The organism is Duganella rhizosphaerae, assembly GCF_040364205.1.
GTDB classification, from domain to species: domain Bacteria; phylum Pseudomonadota; class Gammaproteobacteria; order Burkholderiales; family Burkholderiaceae_D; genus Rugamonas; species Rugamonas rhizosphaerae.
In genome coordinates this window covers 60136-82035 of sequence record NZ_BPWK01000005.1, presented here as the reverse complement: position 1 = coordinate 82035, position 21900 = coordinate 60136, and the positions used below count along the sequence as shown (strand labels likewise).

Annotated in this window: 17 protein-coding genes; 11 read left to right on the top strand and 6 right to left on the bottom strand. The window is 64.7% G+C overall.

Annotated features, from left to right (window positions below; genetic code table 11):
- Window positions 1-102: 102 nt before the first annotated feature.
- Window positions 103-2013, top strand: a complete 1911-nt coding sequence (locus RUGAMON1_RS12735) for a SurA N-terminal domain-containing protein (protein WP_445230855.1) — start codon at window positions 103-105, stop codon at window positions 2011-2013.
- A gap of 234 nt (window positions 2014-2247) precedes the next feature.
- Window positions 2248-2757 carry an FxDxF family PEP-CTERM protein gene (locus RUGAMON1_RS12730; protein ID WP_445230854.1) on the top strand — a complete coding sequence of 170 codons (510 nt, stop codon included), beginning with the start codon at window positions 2248-2250 and terminating at the stop codon, window positions 2755-2757.
- Window positions 2758-2842: 85 nt separating this feature from the next.
- Here RUGAMON1_RS12730 and mnmH read toward each other — a convergent pair whose 3' ends face one another.
- The gene (gene mnmH / locus RUGAMON1_RS12725; RefSeq protein ID WP_445230853.1) at window positions 2843-3913 is read right to left on the bottom strand and encodes a tRNA 2-selenouridine(34) synthase MnmH; all 1071 of its coding nucleotides are present in this window, start codon (window positions 3911-3913) and stop codon (window positions 2843-2845) included.
- The gene (locus RUGAMON1_RS12720; protein ID WP_445230852.1) at window positions 3910-4572 is read right to left on the bottom strand and encodes an arylesterase; all 663 of its coding nucleotides are present in this window, start codon (window positions 4570-4572) and stop codon (window positions 3910-3912) included. Before RUGAMON1_RS12720 ends, mnmH begins: the two co-directional genes overlap by 4 nt.
- A 31-nt stretch (window positions 4573-4603) precedes the next feature.
- On the opposite strand from RUGAMON1_RS12720, the gene RUGAMON1_RS12715 reads away from it, so the two are divergent.
- Window positions 4604-5323, top strand: a complete 720-nt coding sequence (locus tag RUGAMON1_RS12715) for an ABC transporter ATP-binding protein (RefSeq protein WP_445231119.1) — start codon at window positions 4604-4606, stop codon at window positions 5321-5323.
- Window positions 5324-5384: 61 nt separating this feature from the next.
- Window positions 5385-6872 carry a S41 family peptidase gene (locus RUGAMON1_RS12710; RefSeq protein ID WP_445230851.1) on the top strand — a complete coding sequence of 496 codons (1488 nt, stop codon included), beginning with the start codon at window positions 5385-5387 and terminating at the stop codon, window positions 6870-6872.
- Between the two features lie 3 nt (window positions 6873-6875).
- Here the strand turns inward: RUGAMON1_RS12710 and RUGAMON1_RS12705 are convergent, their stop codons facing one another.
- The gene (locus RUGAMON1_RS12705; RefSeq protein WP_445230850.1) at window positions 6876-8381 is read right to left on the bottom strand and encodes an NAD(P)H-hydrate dehydratase; all 1506 of its coding nucleotides are present in this window, start codon (window positions 8379-8381) and stop codon (window positions 6876-6878) included.
- Window positions 8382-8478: 97 nt separating this feature from the next.
- On the opposite strand from RUGAMON1_RS12705, the gene RUGAMON1_RS12700 reads away from it, so the two are divergent.
- From RUGAMON1_RS12700 to RUGAMON1_RS12680, 5 genes are all read left to right on the top strand, one after another.
- Entirely contained in the window at window positions 8479-12102 is a 3624-nt protein-coding gene (locus RUGAMON1_RS12700) for a hydantoinase B/oxoprolinase family protein (RefSeq protein ID WP_445230849.1), read from the top strand.
- On the top strand, window positions 12099-12632 hold the full coding sequence (locus RUGAMON1_RS12695; protein ID WP_445230848.1) for a GNAT family N-acetyltransferase: 534 nt from the start codon (window positions 12099-12101) through the stop codon (window positions 12630-12632). Before RUGAMON1_RS12700 ends, RUGAMON1_RS12695 begins: the two co-directional genes overlap by 4 nt.
- Window positions 12633-12695: 63 nt before the next feature.
- The gene (locus RUGAMON1_RS12690) at window positions 12696-12908 is read left to right on the top strand and encodes a helix-turn-helix domain-containing protein (RefSeq protein WP_332852199.1); all 213 of its coding nucleotides are present in this window, start codon (window positions 12696-12698) and stop codon (window positions 12906-12908) included.
- Window positions 12909-13044: 136 nt separating this feature from the next.
- Window positions 13045-13176, top strand: a complete 132-nt coding sequence (locus tag RUGAMON1_RS32805) for a hypothetical protein (protein WP_510167297.1) — start codon at window positions 13045-13047, stop codon at window positions 13174-13176.
- 123 nt (window positions 13177-13299) lie between these two features.
- Window positions 13300-13437, top strand: a complete 138-nt coding sequence (locus tag RUGAMON1_RS12680; protein WP_199538488.1) for a hypothetical protein — start codon at window positions 13300-13302, stop codon at window positions 13435-13437.
- Here the strand turns inward: RUGAMON1_RS12680 and RUGAMON1_RS12675 are convergent, their stop codons facing one another.
- Window positions 13438-15078, bottom strand: coding sequence for a response regulator (locus RUGAMON1_RS12675; RefSeq protein ID WP_445230846.1), 1641 nt, complete (start codon window positions 15076-15078; stop codon window positions 13438-13440). It abuts the gene before it with no gap.
- A gap of 268 nt (window positions 15079-15346) precedes the next feature.
- Between RUGAMON1_RS12675 and purL the strand changes: the two genes are divergently transcribed.
- Window positions 15347-19432 (top strand): phosphoribosylformylglycinamidine synthase, encoded by a 4086-nt coding sequence (gene purL / locus RUGAMON1_RS12670; RefSeq protein ID WP_445230845.1) that lies wholly within the window; start codon window positions 15347-15349, stop codon window positions 19430-19432.
- Window positions 19433-19461: 29 nt separating this feature from the next.
- On the opposite strand, the gene RUGAMON1_RS12665 is transcribed toward purL, so the two are convergent.
- Window positions 19462-20097, bottom strand: coding sequence for an AF_1327 family membrane protein (locus RUGAMON1_RS12665; protein WP_445230844.1), 636 nt, complete (start codon window positions 20095-20097; stop codon window positions 19462-19464).
- 55 nt (window positions 20098-20152) lie between these two features.
- Here RUGAMON1_RS12665 and RUGAMON1_RS12660 point away from each other — a divergent pair, with 55 nt between their 5' ends.
- Complete coding sequence (locus tag RUGAMON1_RS12660; protein WP_445230843.1) at window positions 20153-21211, top strand: AraC family transcriptional regulator; 1059 nt, start codon at window positions 20153-20155, stop codon at window positions 21209-21211.
- Here the strand turns inward: RUGAMON1_RS12660 and RUGAMON1_RS12655 are convergent.
- A complete protein-coding gene (locus RUGAMON1_RS12655; RefSeq protein ID WP_445230842.1) occupies window positions 21164-21832 on the bottom strand; it encodes a DNA alkylation repair protein in 669 nt (222 codons plus the stop codon). The genes RUGAMON1_RS12660 and RUGAMON1_RS12655 overlap by 48 nt on opposite strands.
- Window positions 21833-21900 lie beyond the last annotated feature (68 nt).

Below are 21900 nucleotides of genomic sequence, written 5' to 3'. Positions count from 1 at the left end.
CTATAGAGGGGGGCGCGCTGTAAAATCCGCCAACCGGAATTGGCGAACGCGAGTTCGCCTTTTTTGTATGTGCAAGTTCCACTCAATCCGAATTGGCAGACCATGTTTGAATTTATTCGTACCCATCAACGTTTGATGCAGATACTCCTGGCGATCATCATCGTCCCGTCGTTTGCATTCGTCGGCATCGGCAGTTACAAGAGCTTCGGCGACGACGCCAATACGATCGCCAAAATCGACGGCAAACCCCTGAGCCAGCAAGAGTTCGACAACGCCGTGCGCAACCAGCTGGACAGCTATCGCCAGCGTCTGGGCGCGCAGTTCGACCAGAAGATGTTCGACACCCCGGAATTCAAGCAAAACATCCTCGACCAGCTGATCGCCGAGCGCGCCGTGGCTGCCGAAGTGGTGCGTTCGCACCTGAGCGTCAGCGACGCCCAGCTGCAAAAAGTCATCAAGGAGCAGTTCGGCGGCGAGGGCGCGTTCGACATGGAGCGCTACAAGACCATCCTGGCCGCGCAAGGCATGACGCCGACCATGTATGACCAGCGCATCCGTCACGACATGACCCTGCAACAACTGGGCAACGCCATCCAGGCCACCGGTTTTGCGCCGCACACCGTGGCCAAGACCTTGTCCGATATCGGCGCGCAGGAACGCGAAGTGCAGGAACTGCTGCTGCCGGTGGCCGACTTCGTGCCGCAAGTGAAGATCACCGACGAGATGGTCAAGGCGTTCTACGAGAAGAACGCCAAGTTCTTCGAAGTGCCTGAGCAGGCCAAGATCGAATACGTGGTCTTCAACAGTGCCGCCGTCATGAGCCAGATCGCCGTGACCGACGCCGAAGTGGCCGCGTATTACGCCGCCAACCAGGCCGGCTTCACGACGGCGGAAAGCCGCCGCGCCGCGCACATCCTGATCGCGCTGAAGAAGGGCGCCAGCGCCGCTGAAACCGCCGCCGCCAAGGCCAAGGCCGAGGCCATCGTGGCCGAGCTGCGCAAGGCCCCTGGCGACTTCGCCAAGGTCGCCAAGGCCAAGTCGGAAGATCCGGCATCGGGCGAGCTGGGCGGCGATCTGGACATCGTCACCAAGGGTTCGCTGCCGGCGCCGGTCGAAGCCGCCGTGCTCAAGCTGAAGCAGGGCGAGATCAGCGACCCGGTACAATCGGAATTCGGGTTCCACGTGCTGACCGTGACCGCGCTGAAGCCAGCCGTGGTCAAGCCGCTGGACGAAGTGAAGAACGATGTGGCCGAAGCGCTGAAGAAGCAGAAGGCCTCGAAGAAGTATTCGGAAATGGCGGAAGCCTTCACCAATACCGTCTACGAGCAATCGGACAGCCTGAAACCTGTCGCCGACAAGCTGGGCCTGAAGATCGAGACGGCGGCCAACGTTTCGCGCACGCCGTCGCCGATGGCCGCTACTGCGCCGTACAACAACGCCAAGTTCCTGGCCGCGCTGTTCTCCAACGAGTCGATCAGCAGCAAGCGCAACACCGAAGCCGTCGAGACCGCGCCTAGCACCCTGGTGGCCGGCCGCATCGTCGAATTCAAGCCTGCCAGCAAGCGTCCGCTGGCCGAAGTCGACGCCGCCATCCGTCAGCGCGTGTCGATGGAAGAAGCCGCAAAGCTGGCCGCCAAGAGCGGCGCCGAGAAACTGGCCGCCTTCAAGAAATCCGGCGACGCCACCGGCTTCGGCCCGGCCAAGCTGGTTTCCCGTTCCAAGCCGGAAGGCGTGAACGGCCTGGCGATGCAGGAAGTGATGAAAGCCGACACCGCCAAGCTGCCAGCCTACGTCGGCGTGGATGTGCCTGGCATGGGCTACGGCATCTACCGCATCGGCAAGGTACAGCAGCCTGCGGTGCAGGACGAGGAGCGCCGCAAGTCTGAAGCCGAGCAGATCAACAACATCGTTGCCCAGCAAGAGATGCATGACTACATCGAACTGTTGAAGCAAAAGGCCAAGGTCAAGATCCTGAAGCCGATCGTAAAAACCACAGTAGCAGAAGTGAAGTAAAGTAGTTCTCCGGGAAGCGCGGCGCGCTTCCCGGCCCCGCAGTCTCCTCTCCCTATTGGTGCGCCCGCACCGCCGCCGCAATCTCCCTCCCCGCAGTGTTCCGCCTTTGTTTTTGCAAGTTAGTTATCTTTTTGAAATAATTAATTGACATCTAAAATTCGCGGGTGTAATTTTGAGTGGCGCACCAGACTCATCAGGCGCACGTTCGGTTTCCACTTTTTTTCCGGGAAAAACATGAAACTAAAATCGCTCTTAATCGGGACTGTGCTGGCGGCCACCTCGATGACAAGTTTTGCCGCCACAGGCGATAGTCAAAATGTGAATGTCATTTTAAATGGCACCCCAGCAACTGGTTACTCCAAATTCTTCGGGGCGGACCATTCGGTGGTCGGCGACTTCACTGACGTCTTTACCTTCAGCCCGTCAGTGGGCCCCAGTTTGGTGAATGCCTGGGTGCATACCTTGAATCTGGGCGGCAATCATGACATCGATTTCTATCACGCTGATCTGAATGGCAACGCCTTGATGTTCTCGCCTAACGGCGTCAGCGAAGATGGCTGGCTCAACCCCACGTGGGTCAGTGGTCCGCTGGTCTTGACGGTGTACGGCACGTCGAAGAACGTCTCCGCCAGTTATTCGGCGACGATGAATATCGACCCGGTGCCCGAGCCGGAAACCTACGTCATGATGCTGGGTGGCCTGGCCATCCTGAGCTATATCGGACGCCGCCGGAAAACCAGCTAAGGCGATTTACGCAGGCAAGGGCGACATAAAAAAACCCCGATGGTTGGAAGCCAACCTCGGGGTTTTGTGTTGTCTGGCGACCGGTTCAGGATGGCTGGCTGGTTGCCGCCATCAGGCCCAGGGCGGCGTTGCGGAAGGCCGCAGCGTCGATGTCTTGCAGTTCCAGCGGCAGCGCCTGGGCGAACTTGACGAAGTTGCGGTCGATCGAGCGCAAGTAGGCCGGATCGTAGTGGTTGGCCAGCAGCTCTTCCACCAGCGCCGGCATGGCGCCGTCGACCGCCATGGCTTGCCAGCGCTTGATCGTCTCGCGGCCGTGCAGCGCCACCAGGTGTTCCAGCTGTTCGTTGAGCGAGGCCGGGCTGTCGGTGAAGTGCGCGTAATCCTCCATCAACAGGCGTACGCGATTCTCGCGCGACAGCGTCAGCGCGATGCAGTCCGAGGCGCGCATGGTGTCCATCAGCGCGGCCGGCACGCGCAGGTTGCCGACCTTCTTGCTTTCCGATTCGACGAACACCGGCAGCGCCGGATCGAAGCGGCGCAGCGCGTTCCAGATGGCGGTCTCGAAGGCCTTCTGGCTCGGTTGCGGCTGGCTGGGCAGGTTGCCCAGCACCGAGCCGCGATGCGCGGCCAGCTGCTCCAGGTCCAGCACCTGCGCGCCGTGCGCGTGCAGCACTTCCAGCAGGCGGCTCTTGCCGCTGCCGGTGGTGCCGCAGATGACCTTGAAGCGCAAGGCCGGCGCCTGCTCCAGCGCGGCGTTGACGTGGGCGCGGAAGGCCTTGTAGCCGCCGTCCAGCTGCGCCACCGGCCAGCCTATCTTGGCCATGATGTGCGCCATCGAACCGCTGCGGTTGCCGCCGCGCCAGCAGTAGATCAGCGGCCGCCATTCGCGCGGCTGGTCCAGCCACAGCGCCTCGATGTGGGCGGCGATATTCTTCGCCACCAGCGCGGCGCCGACCTTCTTGGCTTCGAACGAATTGACCTGCTTGTACATGGTGCCGACGCGGATGCGCTGCTCGTCGTCCAGCACCGGCGCGTTGATGGCGCCGGGCAGGTGGTCGAGCGCGAATTCGGCCGGGCTGCGGACGTCGATGATGGCGTCGAAGCGGTCCAGCTGCTGGAGCGCTTCATCGAAACCGATAATTTCTGGATACTTCATTTGGCCTTGATGCTTTTTTGTAGGACCGGCCAGATATTGGCCAGGATGGTGGGGTGGGCCGTGGCCAGCGGATGCAGGCGGTCCGGTTGGAACATCTGCGGCTGGTCGGCGACGCCGTCGAGCATGAACGGCACCAGCGGCGCCTTGATCTCTTTGCTCAGGGCGCCGTACATGGCGTAGAACTTGTCGGCGTAGTCGCGCCCGTAGTTGGGCGGCATGCGCATGCCGATCAGCACCACCTTGGCGTCGGCCCTGGCGGCGGCATCGGCCATCGCGCGCAGATTGGATTCGGCGGCGGCCACCGGCAGGCCGCGCAAGCCGTCGTTGGCGCCCAGCTCGATCACCACCAGCGCCGGCTTGTACTTTTGCAGCAGCGCCGGCAGGCGTGAGCGGCCACCGCTGGTGGTCTCGCCGCTGACGCTGGCGTTGACCACGGTGGCGTCGATCTTTTGCGCCTTGATTTTTTGTTCGGCCAGCGCGACCCAGCCGGCGCCGCGCGCCAGGCCGTATTCGGCCGACAAGCTATCGCCGAGCACCAGCACGGTTTTTGGTGCAGAATAGGCGCTCGCGGCCGCCGATGCCAGCAGCAGGGCGGCCAAAGCCCGAGCCCCCAGTTTTCCTGATAAACCGTTTCTTAAACCATTTAACACATTCAGCATGCCTGATTTCCCTAAAGCGTCTTCCAATTTCATGCCGGATGGACCGGGCTTGGCGGCCAGCGTCGCCGCCGCGCCGGCGTCCGGCGTGCAGCCGGCCATCGCCGTCAGCGGCCTGGCCAAGCGCGTGGCCGACGCCAGCGGCGAACTGACGATTTTGCACGAGGTGGATTTTACCGTGCAAAAAGCCGAGACGCTCGCCATTGTAGGCGCTTCCGGCTCCGGCAAGTCGACTTTGCTCGGCCTGCTGGCCGGGCTGGACACGCCCAGCGCCGGCAAGGTGGTGCTGGACGGCGTCGACATCTACGCGCTGGACGAGGATGGCCGCGCCGCGCTGCGCAAGGAAAAGCTGGGCTTTGTGTTCCAGTCCTTCCAGCTGCTGCCGCACCTGACGGCGCTGGAAAACGTCATGCTGCCGCTGGAGCTGCGCGGCGCCAACCACGTGCGCGAGAGCGCGGAAATGATGCTGGAGCGGGTGGGGCTGTCCAGCCGGCTGAAGCACTATCCCAAGTACCTGTCCGGCGGCGAGCAGCAGCGGGTGGCGCTGGCGCGCGCCTTCGTGACCGAACCGCCGTTGTTGTTCGCCGACGAGCCGACCGGCAGCCTGGACGCCGCCACCGGCGAAGCCGTCATCAAGCTGATGTTCGAACTGAATCGCCAGCACGGCTCGACGCTGGTGCTGGTCACGCACGACCAGGCCATGGCGGCGCGCTGCGGCCGCACCATCACCATCGCGGCGGGACGCCTGGTGTGAGTTGACGAGGGCTTGTTTATATCGTAAGTTTTAGCCTTTCTTGCAACTTGATATAAACAATATGCTCAATTTCGTCCGCCGCGCGGCCGCCGTCACACTGATCCTGGCCGGCGGCGCGTCCGCCGCCGCAATGCCGCAAACGCCGCAGCAGTGGCGACATGCTGCCATCGCCGACATCGAAGCCGCCTACCAGATCACGCTGGATAATCACCCCGGCACCTACGACCCGGCCAACCCCGCGTTCCGCGCCAATCTGGACAAGGCGCGCTCGGTCGGCTTGACGCTGGCCGCCCGGGTGCGCAACGGCGCCGGCTACCGGGCCGCGCTGCAGCGCTTCAATACGCAGATCCATGACGGCCATGCCGGCGTCGTCGTGGGCGCTGTCGACAAGCGACAGCTGCGCTGGCCGGGCTTCGTGGCGGCGTGGCGCGGCGATGGCATGCTGGTTTACCAATCGGAACCGGGCGGCCCGCCGATCGGCGCCCGCATCGACAGCTGCGATGGCCAGACCATGGCGCAGCTGGCCGAGCGCAATGTGTTCGCCTTTGAGCGCCGCATCGAAGAGCGCGGACACTGGTGGGTCTATGGCCGCGACGTGTTCATCGACAAGGGCAATCCCTTCATCAAGTTGCCGGCGCGCTGCCGCTACACGCTGGACGGCAAGCAGACCATGTCGACGCTGAGCTGGCGCCCGATCACCGAGCAAGGCACCCGCTGGCGAGCCGCCGGCTACAACGGCCCGGCGCTGCCGGTCGGCCTGAGCGAGCCGCGCGCAAAGCTGTACTGGGTGTCCATGCCGACCTTCCAGCCGGACGAGCCGCAACGCGACGCCTACCGTGCGATGACGGCCGAGGTGCGCGATCATCGGCAGCGCTATCTGGACGCGGATGCGGTGGTGATCGATCTGCGCGACAACCAGGGCGGCTCGTCGGCGTGGAGCCTGGAGTTTGCGCAGGCATTGTGGGGCGCGGACCGGGTGACCCGGCAGGTCGCTGCGCGCTCGGGGCAGGAACGCGTTTGGTGGCGTACCTCGCCCGCCAATATCGCCTATGTGACGGAGCTGGTCGGGGTGCTGCGGCAGGAGAAGCAGGACAGCGTTGCGGCCGAGGTCGGCCAGATCGCCGAGGGCATGCGGGCCGCGTCGGCGCGCGGCGAAAAATTCTATGTCGAGCAGGAGCAGGCGGCCGAGGGTGGGCAGGACGCCAGCGCCGGCAAGCTGGCCGACGACCCGCCGGCGTTCACCGCGCCGGTGTATGTCGTGGTGCCCGGCCAGTGCGCCAGCGCCTGCCTGGACGCGCTGGACTACTTCACCATGTTCCCGAACACGAAATTGATCGGCGCGCCCAGCGCCGCCGATTCGACCTACATGGAAGTGCGCGTCCAGGACCTTTATTCGGGACTGGCCAAGGTCATCATCCCGAACAAGGTGTACGTCGGGCGGGCGCGCGCGGCGGGGCAGTTCTACGCGCCGGCCATCTATGTCAACGACCTGGACTGGTCGCAGCAAGCCTTCCTGACGGCGATCGAGGCCGACCTGGCCAAGCGTTGAGCTTCAGCGGCCGTGGTGCTGGACCATGCGGTTCAGCGCCACGCGGATCGCCGGCACCAGTTCGCCGGCGGTCAGGCCGATCGGGCCGGTGCCTTCGGTGACCAGCACGTCGGCCGCCATGCCGTGCAGCCAGACCCCGGCCAGCGCGGCCTCCCACAACGGCCAGCCTTGCGCCAGCAGGCTGCCGCACAGGCCGGACAGCACGTCGCCGGTGCCGGCGCTGGCCAGCGCCGGATTGCCGGTGGTGTTGATGACGGCGTCGCCGTTCGGCGCCGCGATCACGGTGCCGGAGCCCTTCAGCACCACATTGGCGTTCAGCTTGGCCGCCAGCTTGCGGGCCGCGCCCACGCGGTCGGACTGCACCTCGGCGATGGTGGTGCCCAGCAGGCGCGCCGCCTCCAGCGGATGCGGGGTCAGCACGCAGCCGCCGGGGCGCTGCGCCAGCGCCGCCTGCAGCGCCGGTTCGGCCGCCAGCAGGTTGAGGGCGTCGGCGTCGGCCAGCAGCGCGCTGTCGCTGGCGATGGCGCGCGACAGCAGGGCGCAGGCCAGGCGCGAGGCGCCCAGGCCGGGGCCGATCACCAGCGTCGACGAGCGCATGTCGAAATCGTCGGCGAGCCGGCACATCAGTTCCGGCTGGCCGCTGTCGCACGGCAGCGGGTCTTCGACGAACAGCGCGTAGACGCGGCCGGCGCCGCTGTTCAACGCGGTGCGCGCCGCCAGCAGCGGGGCGCCGCTCATGCCGCGCGCGCCGCCGATCACCGCCACGTTGCCGTAGCTGCCCTTGTGCGAGTTGTGCACCCGCGAGCGCAAATGGCGCGAGAAGAACTTGACGTCGTTCAGGTGCAGCCGCGCCGGCGCGAAGTGGCCGATGTCGATGTCCAGGCGCGACACATCCACCAGGCCGGCGTAGTCGCGGCCGTCGCAGGTGTGCAGGCCCGGCTTGTTGCCGATGAAGGTCACGGTGTGGGTGGCGTGGATGGCCACGCCGTCCGGGCCGACGATGGCGCCGGTGTCGGCATCCAGGCCGCTGGGCAGGTCCAGCGCCAGCACCGAGCATTTGAGGCCGTTGACCGCTTCGGCCAGCTCGCGCAGCTCGCCGGCCAGCGGGCGTTGCAGGCCGAGGCCGAACAGGCCGTCGACCACCAGCGTCCAGTCGGTGCCGGCCACCGCCGCCAGGTCAAGCTCGGCAAAGCGGGCGTCGCTGGTCTGGGCGCGCTGCAACGCCACCGCGCGCTCGGTGGACGAGCCCGATTGCGGCGGAAAATGCAGGATCGTCACCTGCGCGCCGGCATAGGCCAGGTGGGCCGCCGTCTCCAGCGCGTCGCCGCCGTTGTTGCCGGGGCCGGCGAGCACCAGCACCCTGGCGTTGGCGGTGGAGAACGGCAGCAGGTCCAGCGCGGCGTTGGCGCCGGCCTGGCCGGCCCGCTGCATCAGCACACCTTCCGGCAACGCAGCGCTGGCTGCTTCTTCGATGGCGCGTATCTCCGCGCAGGAGTAGAGTGGGTTCATGGTGCAATTTTAGCATCTAATTTATGTTGTAAGGCCGCTGTCCCGCGTGCGGCCGAGCCACTACAATATACGCTTCAGTCACCGTAACGAGGCATGCATGGATTGGCAATTCTGGATAGACCGGGGTGGTACGTTTACCGACATCGTGGCGCGTCCGCCCGATGGGCGCCTGCGCACGCTCAAGCTGCTGTCCGAGAATCCCGAACAGTATGCCGACGCGGCCATCGCCGGCATCCGCCAGCTGATGGGCGTGGCCAAGGGCAAGCCGATTCCGGTGGCGCAGATCGGCGCCGTCAAGATGGGCACCACGGTCGCTACCAACGCGCTGCTCGAGCGCAAAGGCGAGCCGACCGCGCTGGCGATCACGCGCGGCTTCCGCGACGCGCTGCGCATCGCCTACCAGAACCGTCCGCGCCTGTTCGACCGCCACATCCTGCTGCCCGAGCTGCTGTACAGCCATGTGATCGAAATCGACGAACGCATGGGCGCGCATGGCGACACCGTCGCCAACCTCGACATGGAAACCGCCCGCGCCGGCCTGGCCGAAGCCTACGACATGGGCCTGCGCTCGCTGGCCATCGTCTTCATGCACGGCTACCGCTATCACGCGCACGAGGTCAAGGTGGCCGAGATGGCGCGCATGATGGGCTTTACCCAGGTCTCGGTGTCGCACGAAGTCAGCCCGATGATGAAGCTGGTGGCGCGCGGCGACACCACCGTGGTCGACGCCTACCTGTCGCCCATCCTGCGTCGCTATGTCGACCAGGTGGCGAAGGAGATGCCGGGCGTGAACCTGCAATTCATGCAGTCCAGCGGCGGCCTGACGGACGCGCGCGCCTTCCACGGCAAGGACAGCATCCTCAGCGGCCCGGCCGGCGGCATCGTCGGCATGGTCCGCGCCAGCAAGCTGGCCGGCTTCGACAAGGTGATCGGCTTCGACATGGGCGGCACCTCGACCGACGTGTCGCACTTTTCCGGCGAGTTCGAACGCGTGTTCGAAACCCAGGTGGCCGGCGTGCGCATGCGCGCGCCCATGATGAGCATCCACACGGTGGCGGCGGGCGGCGGCTCCATCCTGCACTTCGACGGCAGCCGCTATCGCGTCGGCCCGGACAGCGCGGGCGCCAATCCGGGACCGGCCAGCTACCGGCGCGGCGGCCCGCTGGCCGTCACCGACTGCAACGTCATGTTGGGCAAGATCCAGCCCAGTCACTTCCCTCAGCTGTTCGGCGCGGAAGGCCGGCAGGCGCTCGACGCCCACGCGGTGCGCGCCAAATTCGCCGAACTGGCGGCGCAGATCAAGGCCGCCACCGGCAAGCAGACTACGCCCGAGCAGGTGGCCGAGGGCTACATCGAAATCGCCGTCGGCAATATGGCCAACGCGATCAAGCAGATCTCGGTGCAGCGCGGGCACGACGTCACCGAATACACGTTGACCAGCTTTGGCGGCGCGGGCGGACAGCATGCCTGCCTGGTGGCCGACGCGCTGGGCATGACGACGGTGTTCGTGCATTCGCTGGCCGGCGTGATGTCGGCCTACGGCATGGGCCTGGCCGACCAGACCGCGATGCGCGAGGCCGCGGTGGAAAAGCGCCTGAACGTGGACGGGTTGGAGGAACTCGAGGCGCGCCTGCATGCGCTGGGCCGCCAGGCGCGCGCCGACCTGCAGCACCAAGGCGTGGAGGACGAGCGCATCGTGCTGATACGGCGCGTGCACCTGCGCTACGAGGGCACCGATTCGGCGTTGATCGTGCTGTTCGATACCGCCGACAGCATGCAGGCGCAGTTCGAAGCGGCCTACCGCAAGCGCTATTCCTTCCTGATGCCGTCCAAGGCCCTGATCGTGGAGGCGGTGTCGGTGGAGGCGATCGGCAAGTCCGACGCGCCGTCCGAATCGGTGGAGCCGGCGCCGCGCCGCGTGTCGGGCCTGATGCCGCACGCGGTGGTGCCGATGTACGCCGACGGCAAATGGCGCCAGACCAGCCTGTACCAGCGCGGCGCCACGCGCATCGGCGATATCGTCAAGGGTCCGGCCATCATCGCCGAGGCGAATGCGACCACCATCGTCGAACCGGGCTGGCAGGCGGAGGTGACGCTGCACGACCACCTGGTGCTCAAGCGCGTGGTGGCGCTGCCGGAACGGCGCGCCATCGGCACCAACGCCGACCCGGTGATGCTGGAGATCTTCAACAACCTGTTCATGTCGATCGCCGAGCAAATGGGGCTGCGCCTGCAGAACACCGCCTACTCGGTCAACATCAAGGAGCGGCTGGACTTCAGCTGCGCCATCTTCGACGCCGACGGCAACCTGATCGCCAACGCGCCGCACATGCCGGTGCACCTGGGCTCCATGGGCGAGAGCATCAAGACCGTGATGCGCGAGAACGCCGGCCAGATGCGCGCCGGCGACGTCTTCATGCTCAACGACCCATACAACGGCGGCACCCATTTGCCGGATGTGACGGTGATCTCGCCGGTGTTCGACGAGGCGGGCGCGGACATCCTGTTCTACGTCGGCTCGCGCGGCCATCATGCGGACATCGGCGGCACCACGCCGGGCTCGATGCCGCCGGATTCGCGCGTGATCGAGGAAGAGGGCGTGTTGATCAATAACTTCAAGCTGGTCGACGGGGCCACGGCGGGCGCCGCCGGCGGCCAGCTGCGCGACGCCGAGACGCGCGCCCTGCTGGCAGGCGCGCGCTACCCGGCGCGCAATCCCGACCAGAATATGGCGGACCTGCGGGCCCAGGTGGCGGCCAACCAGAAGGGCGTGGACGAGCTGCGCAAGATGGTGGCGCACTTCGGCCTGGAGGTGGTGCAGGCCTACATGGGCCACGTGCAGGACAACGCCGAGGAAGCGGTGCGGCGCGTGATCAGCGCGCTGAAGGACGGCAGCTACACGCTGCAGCTGGATAACGGCGCGCAGATCCAGGTGGCGGTGCGGGTCGACCAGGCCGGCCGCAGCGCGGAGATCGACTTCGCCGGCACCTCGCCGCAGCTTGAGAACAACTTCAACGCGCCGTCGGCGGTGTGCATGGCGGCCGTGCTGTACGTGTTCCGCACGCTGGTCAACGACGAGATTCCGCTCAACGCCGGTTGCCTGAAACCGCTGAAGGTGCTGATACCGCAGGGCTCCATGCTCAACCCGCACTATCCGGCATCGGTGGTGTCGGGGAATGTGGAGACCTCGACCTGCATCACCAACGCGTTGTACGGCGCGCTGGGCGTGATGGCGGCGGCGCAGGGTACGATGAACAATTTCACCTTCGGGAACGCGCAGTACCAGTACTACGAAACCATCAGCGGCGGCTCCGGCGCGGGGCCCGGCTTCGACGGCACCAGCGTCGTGCAGACCAATATGACCAACTCGCGCCTGACCGACCCCGAGATCCTGGAGTTCCGCTTCCCGGTGCGGCTGGAGAGCTACGCGATCCGCGAAGGCAGCGGCGGAGCGGGGCAGTGGCATGGCGGGAACGGCGGCACGCGCAAGGTGCGCTTCCTCGAAGCGATGACGGCGGCCATCCTGTCCAACAACCGCATCCACGCGCCGTTCGGCATGGCCGGCGGCGAGCCGGGGGCGCTGGGCCGCAATACCGTGGTGCGGGCGGACGGCCGCATCGAGGAGTTGCCGCACATCGGCAAGACCGACGTGCAGCCCGGCGACCTGTTCGTCATCGACACGCCTGGCGGCGGCGGCTACGGCCCGGTTGGCGGACGATGATGCCGCTGACTGCTGGCGGCTTCCTGCTGCGTCCCTTCATCGCCGCCGACGCGCCGGCCTTCGCCGCCGGCGTGCGGGAGTCGATGGACAGCGTCGGCCTGTGGATGACCTGGGCGCACGCCGAGTACACAGAGGAACAGGCGCTGTCATGGTTCGAATGGTGCGACGCCAGCCGCGCCGACGGCAGCGCGCACGAATTCGGCATCTTCCTGGCGGACGGCGCGACGCTGGTCGGCGGCGGTGGCCTGAACCAGATGAACGCGGTGAACGGCTACTGCAACCTGGGCTACTGGGTGCGCGCCTCGGCGCAAAGGCGGGGCGCCGCGGCGGCCGCGGTGGCCGCGCTGTCGCGTTACGCCTTCGAGCAGCTGAATCAATCTCGGGTGGAAATCGTCGTCGCGGCGGGCAATGAGCCCAGCGCCGCAGTGGCCCGCAAGGCCGGCGCCACGCATGAATGCCTGGCCCGCAACCGGCTCAAGCTGCGCGGGCTGTCCCTGGATGCCCACGTCTTTTCCATGATACCGGCGTAGATCCGTCAATTCAATCCGTCAATTCAAGTTGACAACCTCGGATTCGTCAACTAAAGTTGACGCATGACCGATCTCCATCACCTCAAGATACCGACCGAACCAGGCGACGCGCTGGCGGCCGTGCTGGCGCTGCGCGAGCTGGCCGACAGGGTCGAGCAAAAAGCGGTGCGCAAGGCGCTGGAGGACGGCTGGACCTGGGCCCAGATCGCGGAGGCGCTGGGCGTCTCCAAACAGGCCGCCCACAAAAAGCACGCGGCGAATCTGGCGCGCGGCTGAAGACCCCGAGGAGGAAAGACGATGTTCGCAAAGCTGAAACAGCGCTGGCAAGACATGCGCACCATAGCCGATCTGTCGAAGGATGCGGAGCGCCGCGCGTTGCAGGCGGGCCAGCAGCACCCCGGTGCCGAGCACTATGCATTGGCCGCCCTGGACCTGGCGGACGGCTCCGCGCGGCGTGTGTTCCAGCGCGTTCGGCGCCATCAACGTCGAGCCGCAGGCGCTGAGCCGCGCCGCCGAGGATGAGCTGCGCGCGATGATGGCCTGACGACGCGGCAGCCGATACCGTCGGCATCGGAAAACGGTACCAGCGATTCCCGGCTTGTCCGGCACATGGAGGCGGCGTACAGTTTTGGTTCGATGAATAGATGGAAGGGAGGACTCAGTGCGCATGCTACTCAAGCTCCTGCGCGGACGCAGCTCGGCGAACCGTGCGATCTGGTCGGCCTTCCTGCTGTGCGCCATGTATTTCGTGACGTGGTACCTGATCTCCCACCTGTCCAACTTCCCCGGCTCGCTGATTTTGTAGCTACGCCACCGTCGCGATACCGTACTTGCGCTGGGTGTGCGAATACTGCGCCTGCAGCGCCTCCAGCGAAGGATGGGCCGGATCGATCTTGCGCATGCGCTCCAGCAGGAAGGAGCATTGTTCGGCCAGCGGCACTTCCCAACCCAGATCGTCCAGCTGCTTGAGTATCGCCGACGTCGCCGCCGGCAGCAGCGACATATTGGCCGGCGCCTTGCGCAAGGCGGCGTTGAGCGTATCGACCGCCGCCCGCAGGTCGCCCTGGCTGCGCTGTTCGGACGCGTGGGCGATCAGCTCCTCCACATGATGCTTGATCTGCTCGCCCATGCCCTCGGCCAGGTCGTGGCGGCCGGCTTTTTCAAACACCTGTACCGCATCGTCCATCGAGACGCCGCTTTCGGTGTCGTTCATCAGGTTGAGCATCAGCTCGGACGCCTGCTGGTCCAGTTTGACGTTCAGGCAGCTGTGCACCAGGCCGATTTTCAGGCCGGTGGACAGGCCGCGGCTGGCGCCGATCGCGGTAACGGCGTTGGCCAACTCGGTCGCCGCGCCGGTGATATTACCGGTCATCTCCTGCAGCAGGCCGGCGGCGATGGCGCGGCAGGCCTCGACGTTGGCGCTGCTGCGCAATGAGCGCTCCATGTCGCGTATCACGCCGCTGGCCTGGTTGGCGTCGCCTTTCTTGACCAGGGTCTTGACCAGCTTGACGTGGTCTTCCGGGTCGCGGAATTCGGAGTACTTGGCCTTGGCCACCACCTGTTTGAACGCCTTCTCGGCGACGCCGACATCGCCGGCCTCAAAGGCCACCTCGCCCAGGTGCCGCAGGCGGTGCACCATATTGGGCGAGATCGCCACCGCGTCCTCGAGTATTTTCTTGGCCGATTCCTGCTGGCCCAAGGCCTCGTGCGTGCGCGCCAGCAGATCGTAGGCCGCCATGAACTTGGGATTCTGGATCAGCAGTTCCTGCAAGGTCTCCTGCGCCTCGATGTACTTCTGCTGCCCGAACTGGCAGCGCGCCATGCCCAGGTGCGCCCAGGCGACCGGGCGGTTCATCAGGATGACCTGGTACACCACCTCGGCGTCGGCCAGTTCGTCCAGCGACACCAGCAGCTCGGCGCGCAGCCGCGCAAAGTCGATCGCGTAGCGGGGATTCTTCTCTTCGGCGATGCCGCACTCGCCGATGGCCTTGCGGATGCTGCCCAGTTCAACCAGCTGATGGACCGGCAGGAAGACGTCGCGCCGTTCGACCGCCTTGCGCATGCGTTGCAGCAGCGCGTCCACGGTGAAGGGCTTGAGCACGTAGTCGGTCGGGGTCAGCTCGGCCGCGCCGATCACCTTGCTGTAGACGCCTTCGGAGGTGAGCATGATGAAGATCGTCGACGGCGAGATCAGCTTGTGCTGGCGCAGGTCCTCCAGCAGCTGCTGGCCGTCCTGGCCGTTGTTTTCGCCGCTGCCGTTGCCCAGGTCGTATTCGCACAGGATGATGTCGAATGGTTTCTTGCCAAGCTGGCGGATGGCCGTGCCGGAACTGACCGCGTAATCGATCTTGGTGATGCCGGACTGGTTAAGCATGTTGTGCAGGTTGCCGCGCATCCCCGGATTGGGGTCGACGATCAGCACCGACAATTCACTATATTCCGCCATGTTACGCATCCTAGCTAAAGTTAAATCTAGCATACTCCATGGAAAGTCAAATTGTTATGAAAACCCGGCGCCGGACCCCAGACAGTGGCCGATTACCGCCCAAAATGATGGAGAATGTTGCTTTGTCGGCACTTTTTGGCCCGAATTGGCGCTGTATAGACAGCGTGGTAAGAGGTATAATGCGCGCAAAGGAAATTCTGCATTACAAGTATCTCGTGCTCCATCTACCTTTAATCCGCAGCCACGCTGCATCAACCATCCTCCAACCATGTTGATTCTGCCGGGCTCCAACGCCCTGTCCGCATTCCGTAGCCAACGCCTGTTAACTCAACTGCAAGCCGCGCTGCCTGCCGTCGCCGCCGTCCAGGCGCGCTATGTCCACTTCGTCGATGCCGCCGAACCGCTATCGGCCGACGACACCAGCCGCCTCGGCGCGCTGCTGACCTACGGTGAGCCGGCGCATGCCGACAACACCGACGGCGCCGTCGAAGAGTTCTTCGTCATTCCGCGCTTCGGCACGATCTCGCCGTGGGCCTCCAAGGCCACCGACATCGTCCACAACTGCGGCATGGCGCACATCAAGCGCGTCGAGCGCGGCATCGCCTTCCGCATCAATCTGAAGACCGGCATCCTGGGCAGCAGCATCGGCGCCGCCAAGAAGCTGGCGGACGACGAAGTGCAGGCCGTGGCCGCATTGCTGCACGACCGCATGACCGAATCGGTGCTGCGCCATCCGGACGAAGCGGCCGGTTTGTTCCGCACGCTGGAAGCGAAGCCGCTGGAATCGGTGGACGTGATCGGCATGGGCAAGGCCGCGCTGGAAAAGGCCAACACGGACCTGGGCCTGGCGATGTCGGACGACGAGATTGACTATCTGGACGCCGCCTTCACCAAGGCCGGCCGCAATCCGACCGACGTCGAGCTGATGATGTTCGCGCAGGCGAACTCGGAGCACTGCCGCCACAAGATCTTCAACGCCGACTGGACCATCGACGGCGAGGCGCAGACCAAATCGCTGTTCGGCATGATCAAGAACACCCACCAGTTGCAGCCCAAGGGCACCATCGTCGCCTACAGCGACAACTCGTCGATCATGGAAGGCGCGGAAGTGATGCGTTTCTTCCCGCATGGCGATGCGCACCAGTACGCGCCGATGACCGAGTTGACGCACACGCTGATGAAAGTGGAAACCCACAATCACCCGACCGCGATCTCCCCATTCCCTGGCGCCTCCACCGGCGCCGGCGGCGAGATTCGCGATGAAGGCGCGACCGGCCGCGGCGCCAAGCCGAAGGCCGGCCTGACCGGCTTCACCGTGTCGAACCTGATGCTGCCGGGCGCCGTTCAAGCCTGGGAAAACGACGCCGACGTCACCGCGCCGGTGGCGGACTACCGCAACAGCGGCACGGGGTTGGGTAAGCCTTACGGCAAGCCAGACCGCATCGCTTCGGCTTTGCAGATCATGATCGAAGGCCCGCTGGGCGGCGCTGCGTTCAGCAATGAATTCGGCCGTCCGGTGCTGGGCGGTTACTTCCGTACCTACGAACAGAATATCGGCAAGCAGTTCGCCGGTGCGCACGACACCGTGTTCGGCTACCACAAGCCGATCATGATCGCCGGCGGCATTGGCAACATCTCCGGCCAGCACACGCACAAGAACGACATCCCGGTCGGCAGCCTGCTGGTGCAGCTGGGTGGCCCCGGCATGCGCATCGGCATGGGCGGCTCGGCCGCCTCGTCGATGGCCACCGGCACCAACACCGCGGACCTGGATTTCGATTCGGTCCAGCGCGGCAATCCGGAGATGGAACGCCGTGCGCAGGAAGTAATCAACGGCTGCTGGCAGCTGGGCGCCAACAATCCTATCATCTCGATCCACGACGTCGGCGCCGGCGGTTTGTCGAACGCCTTCCCGGAGATCACCAACGACGCCAAGCGCGGCGCGATCTTCGACCTGCGCAAGATCCCGCTGGAAGAAAGCGGCATGGCGCCGAAGGAAATCTGGTCCAACGAATCGCAGGAACGCTATGTGCTGGCGATCGCGCCGGACAGCCTGCCGATGTTCAAGGCGCTGTGTGAGCGTGAGCGCTGCCTGTTCGCCGTGGTCGGCACCGCGACCGAAGAACGTCAACTGAAGCTGATCGATCCGGAGCTGGGTAACGAGCCGGTCGACATGCCGATGGACGTCCTGCTGGGCAAACCGCCGAAGATGCAGCGCGACGTGCATCACGTGCAGAACGAATTCCCGGCCATCGACCTGACCGGCATCGACCTGGAGGAAGCCGCCAAGCGCGTGCTGCTGCTGCCTACCGTTGGCGACAAGTCCTTCCTGATCACCATCGGCGACCGTAGCGTGGGCGGCATGTCCGTGCGCGACCAGATGGTCGGTCCATGGCAGGTGCCGGTGGCCGATTGCGCCGTCACCGCGATGAGCTTCGAAGGCTACCTGGGCGAAGCGATGGCGATGGGCGAGCGTACGCCGCTGGCCGTCATCAACGCCGCCGCGTCGGGCCGCATGGCGGTTGCCGAGGCGATCACCAACATCGCCGCCGCGCCGATCAAGGATATCTCCGACATCAAACTGTCCGCCAACTGGATGGCCGCCTGCGGCCAGCCTGGCCAGGACGCAGCGCTGTTCGACACCGTCAAGGCAGTCGGCATGGAACTGTGCCCGGCGCTGGGCATCAGTATCCCGGTCGGCAAGGATTCGCTGTCGATGCGCACCACGTGGCGAGAAGATGGCGACGCCAAAGCTGACGGCTTTGGCACTGCCAAAGCCGTCACCTCGCCGGTGTCGTTGATCGTCTCGGCCTTCGCGCCGGTGCACGACGTGCGCAAATCGCTGACCCCGCAGATCAAGACCGATGCCGGCGACACCGCCATCATCCTGATCGACCTGGGTCGCGGCAAGAACCGTATGGGCGCGTCGGCGCTGTCGCTGGTCATGGGCCAGCTGGGCAACGAGACGCCGGACGTGGATAGCGCGGAAGACCTGAAGGGCTTCTTCACCGCGATCCAGCAACTGAACAACGACGGCAAGCTGCTGGCTTACCACGACCGTTCCGACGGCGGCCTGTATGGCACGCTGACCGAGATGGCCTTCGCCGGCCGTGCGGGCCTGTCGATCAACCTCGACATCCTGACCTTGGAACAAGGCCATGGCGCCGACCAGGGCGATGCGAAGAACTGGGCCGGCCAGATCGCCGAACGCCGCAACGAGCAAACCCTGCGCGCGCTGTTCTCCGAAGAGCTGGGCGCAGTGATCCAGGTTCGCGCCGAAGAGAAAACGCTGGTGATGGACGTGCTGCGCACCTTCAACCTGGGCGCATGCAGCCATATCATCGGCAAGCCGAACGACCGTGGCGTGATCGAGTTCACCCGCGACGCCAAGATCATCTACAACAAGCAGCGCTCGGAACTGCACCGCCTGTGGAGCGAGACCAGCTGGCGCATCGCCCGCCTGCGCGACAATCCGGCTTGCGCCGATGCCGAATACGACCGCATCCTGGACGAAACCGATCCTGGCATCACGCCGAAGATCAGCTTCGACCTGACCGAGAATGTGGCCGCGCCGTTCCTGGCGACCGGCGTGCGTCCGCGCGTTGCGATCCTGCGCGAGCAGGGCGTCAACTCGCACATCGAGACCGCCTACGTGATGCACCAGGCGGGCTTCAACGCCGTCGACGTGCACATGAGCGACCTGATTGCCGGCCGCGTCAAGCTGGATGACTTCCAGGGCATCATCGCCGTCGGCGGCTTCTCGTACGGCGACGTGCTGGGCGCCGGCGAAGGCTGGGCCAAGACCATCCTGTTCAACGCCGCGCTGGCCGAGCAGTTCGCCCGCTTCTTCGCGCGCACCGACAGCTTCGGCCTTGGCGTGTGCAACGGCTGCCAGATGATGAGCAACCTGAAGTCCATCATCCCGGGCGCGCACGCGTGGCCCAAGTTCACCACCAACAAATCGGAGAAATTCGAAGCGCGCTTCGCGATGGTGGAAGTGCTGGATTCGCCGTCGATCTTCTTCAACGGCATGGCCGGCACGCAGACCGCCATCGCCATCGCCCACGGCGAAGGCTATGCGGACTTCACGCAGACCGGCAACATCAACGAGGCCGTGGCGGCGATGCGTTTCGTCGACAACCGCGGCGCGGCCACCGAAGCCTATCCATACAACCCGAATGGTTCGCCGCAGGGCCTGACTTCGGTGACCACGGCCGACGGCCGCTTCACCGTGATGATGCCGCATGCCGAGCGCGTGTTCCGCTCGGTGCAGCAGTCGTGGCATCCTGAATCGTGGGGCGAGGATTCGCCTTGGATGCGGATGTTCCGCAATGCGCGCAAGTTCGTAGGTTAAATAGAAGGCCGGAGTGATCCGGCCTTTTTTCATATCCAGCCCAGCAGGCCGCCGAAGACCGCCAGCGCCACCGTCACGCCGCCCGCCAGCGTTGCCACCACGCCCATCTGGCGCTTCAGCGACGTCATGTCGTGGACCCAGTAGGCGACGACGAAGAACGGCAGGTAGCCGATCAGCCAGATCAGCCATGGCGCGCGCAGGTTCCATGCCGGCCATTCCCATACCAGCGCGCCGATGTGATTCAGCCAGACCTCCACGCACACGCACAACGCCGAATTGACGGCGGCCAGCAGCCAGCGGTTGTTGATGCCAGCTATCTTGAGCTGGCGGTTGGCGGGCAGCGTGCGCGCCGCGTACAGGCCCATGACCGCGAACATGAAGCTGATCTCGATGTTCAGGCCGATCAAAAACACATAGGCCGAGCCGTTCGGCGTGCTCCAGGCCGGCGCGAGGCCGGAAAAGTGGAATAGCAGGCCGTTCCAGATCTCGTTGACCCAATCCATCAGCCAGAACGCCAGGCCCGCCAGCACCACGTTCCAGCGCCTCGCGGCTGCCTGTTCGCCGTAGGCGTGGATCACCAGCAAAAGCAGCGGAATGACGTACCACTGAAAATGCGACGAGTTGCGTACCAGTTCCTGCGCCTGGGCGGCGGATGCTGCGATCATGAGTTCCTCCCGTGGTTGAAATGGAACGATGCTAGGCGGGACGGGCATTGCTGGCTTGACATTGCAGGTCAAAATTTTGACAATTCAGGCCATGAGCAAAACTCCCCGCGCCATTCCAGGTACCTACGTACGCATGCTGTTCGACTACCTCGACGGGCAAGGCCACGCTGCGGAGGCGATTCTGGCGGAGCAGGCGCCGACGACGGATGGCGGGGAGCCATCCTATTCCGTGCAGCACTGGCGGATGCTGTTGGAGCGTGCCGCCAGGCTTCTGGATGATCCGGCGATCGGCCTGCGGGTCGGGGCGACCATTACTCCCGCGCACCTGGGGCCATTGGGCTACGTTCTGCTGGCATCCAGCGGCGTTCCGGCGGCTTTGGAGCGTTACGTGCGCTATCAGCGACTGGTGCACGACGTCAGCCCGGTCGGATGGCGGCAGGATGGCAGCTCGCTGGTGCTGGAGTGGAGCGCGGAGTCGCGCAACGTGGGGCTGGTGGTCAATCAGTGCGGCATGGCGGCGCTGGTGCAGTTTGCCCGCGACATCACCGGCACCGGCGTGTCGCCGTTGGCGGTTCACTTCGTTGAGCCTCAGCCGGCCGATGTTGCGCCGTACTCGGCGTTGTTCCGCTGCCCGCTGGTATTTGGCGCCGAGACCACCAGAATCGACTATGCGGCCGGTTTGCTGGCATTGCCGCTGCGGCAGCCTGATCCGGGTTTGGTGGCCATGTTGGAGCGGCAGGTTCAAATCCGTCTGGCTGAATTACCGCAAAGAGATGACTTGGCCCAGCAGGTCCGCAGCTGTATCGCCGCCTGGCTGATTAAGGGTGAACCACTGCTGGATAATATCGCCGTTGAAATGCATATGTCAGGCCGCACGCTGCGCCGGAAGCTGGAGCAGGGCGGGTGGACATTCAGGGTTCTATTGGACGATACCCGCCTTCAAATCGCTCACGAATACTTGCGGGACAAACGCCTGGCATTGCCCGAAGTCGCCTTGTTATTAGGTTATTCCGAGCAGAGCGCCTTTAATCGCGCCTTTATGCGTTGGACCGGCGATACGCCGCGTCTATTTCGCCAAAAGATGCTTGTTGGCCTCGCGATAACTCAGCGCTGAAAGTTGTTGTTTTTCTTTTAGCGTGAATAAGCGAACTGCTTCCGGATCGTATCGTGCATAATCCCGCAATGCCCAACCTATCGCTTTTTGTATGAAGAATTCTTTTTCATGCGCAAGCGAGAGAGCGTAATTGAAAAGTCGATCCGTATCGACTTTGTCGCGCCACCCCAGCTGATGCAATAAAGCGATCCGGCGCACCCACATATTCTCGTGTTTTACGGCCTGGTCCATCCCGTCGTGGCGATAGCGCAATACCTTGCCAATGACTGTGGCCAGCGCGTCAACCGTATCCCACCATGATTTATGCTGCACCAATTCAAGCAGTCTGGGAATATGTGCTAGTTCCAATTCCTTGCTGTGCATGGCTAGCAGGTCGATCGCCACGTACTGATATTCCCTTTGCTGGAATTCCCATAGTGCGAAGGCGGTATTGAGGATATTATCCGCCCCTGTCCCTTTTAATTGCTGTAATAAGGGCTTTACAGCCAGACGGCGCTGCGGCGTTCCCACACCCAAGAAATCAAACTGGTCACGCATGTAGGCCCGCATGGCAGGGGCGCGGTCCGGTGTGGCGGCAGAGGCGAGGGCGGTGTCGAGGGCGGTGCGGAATTCGGAATTCATGCGGCAAGTATAGATGAAGCCCGGTAATCAAGCCAGAACTTGGCGCGTTCCAGCCAGATTCTGGCTTT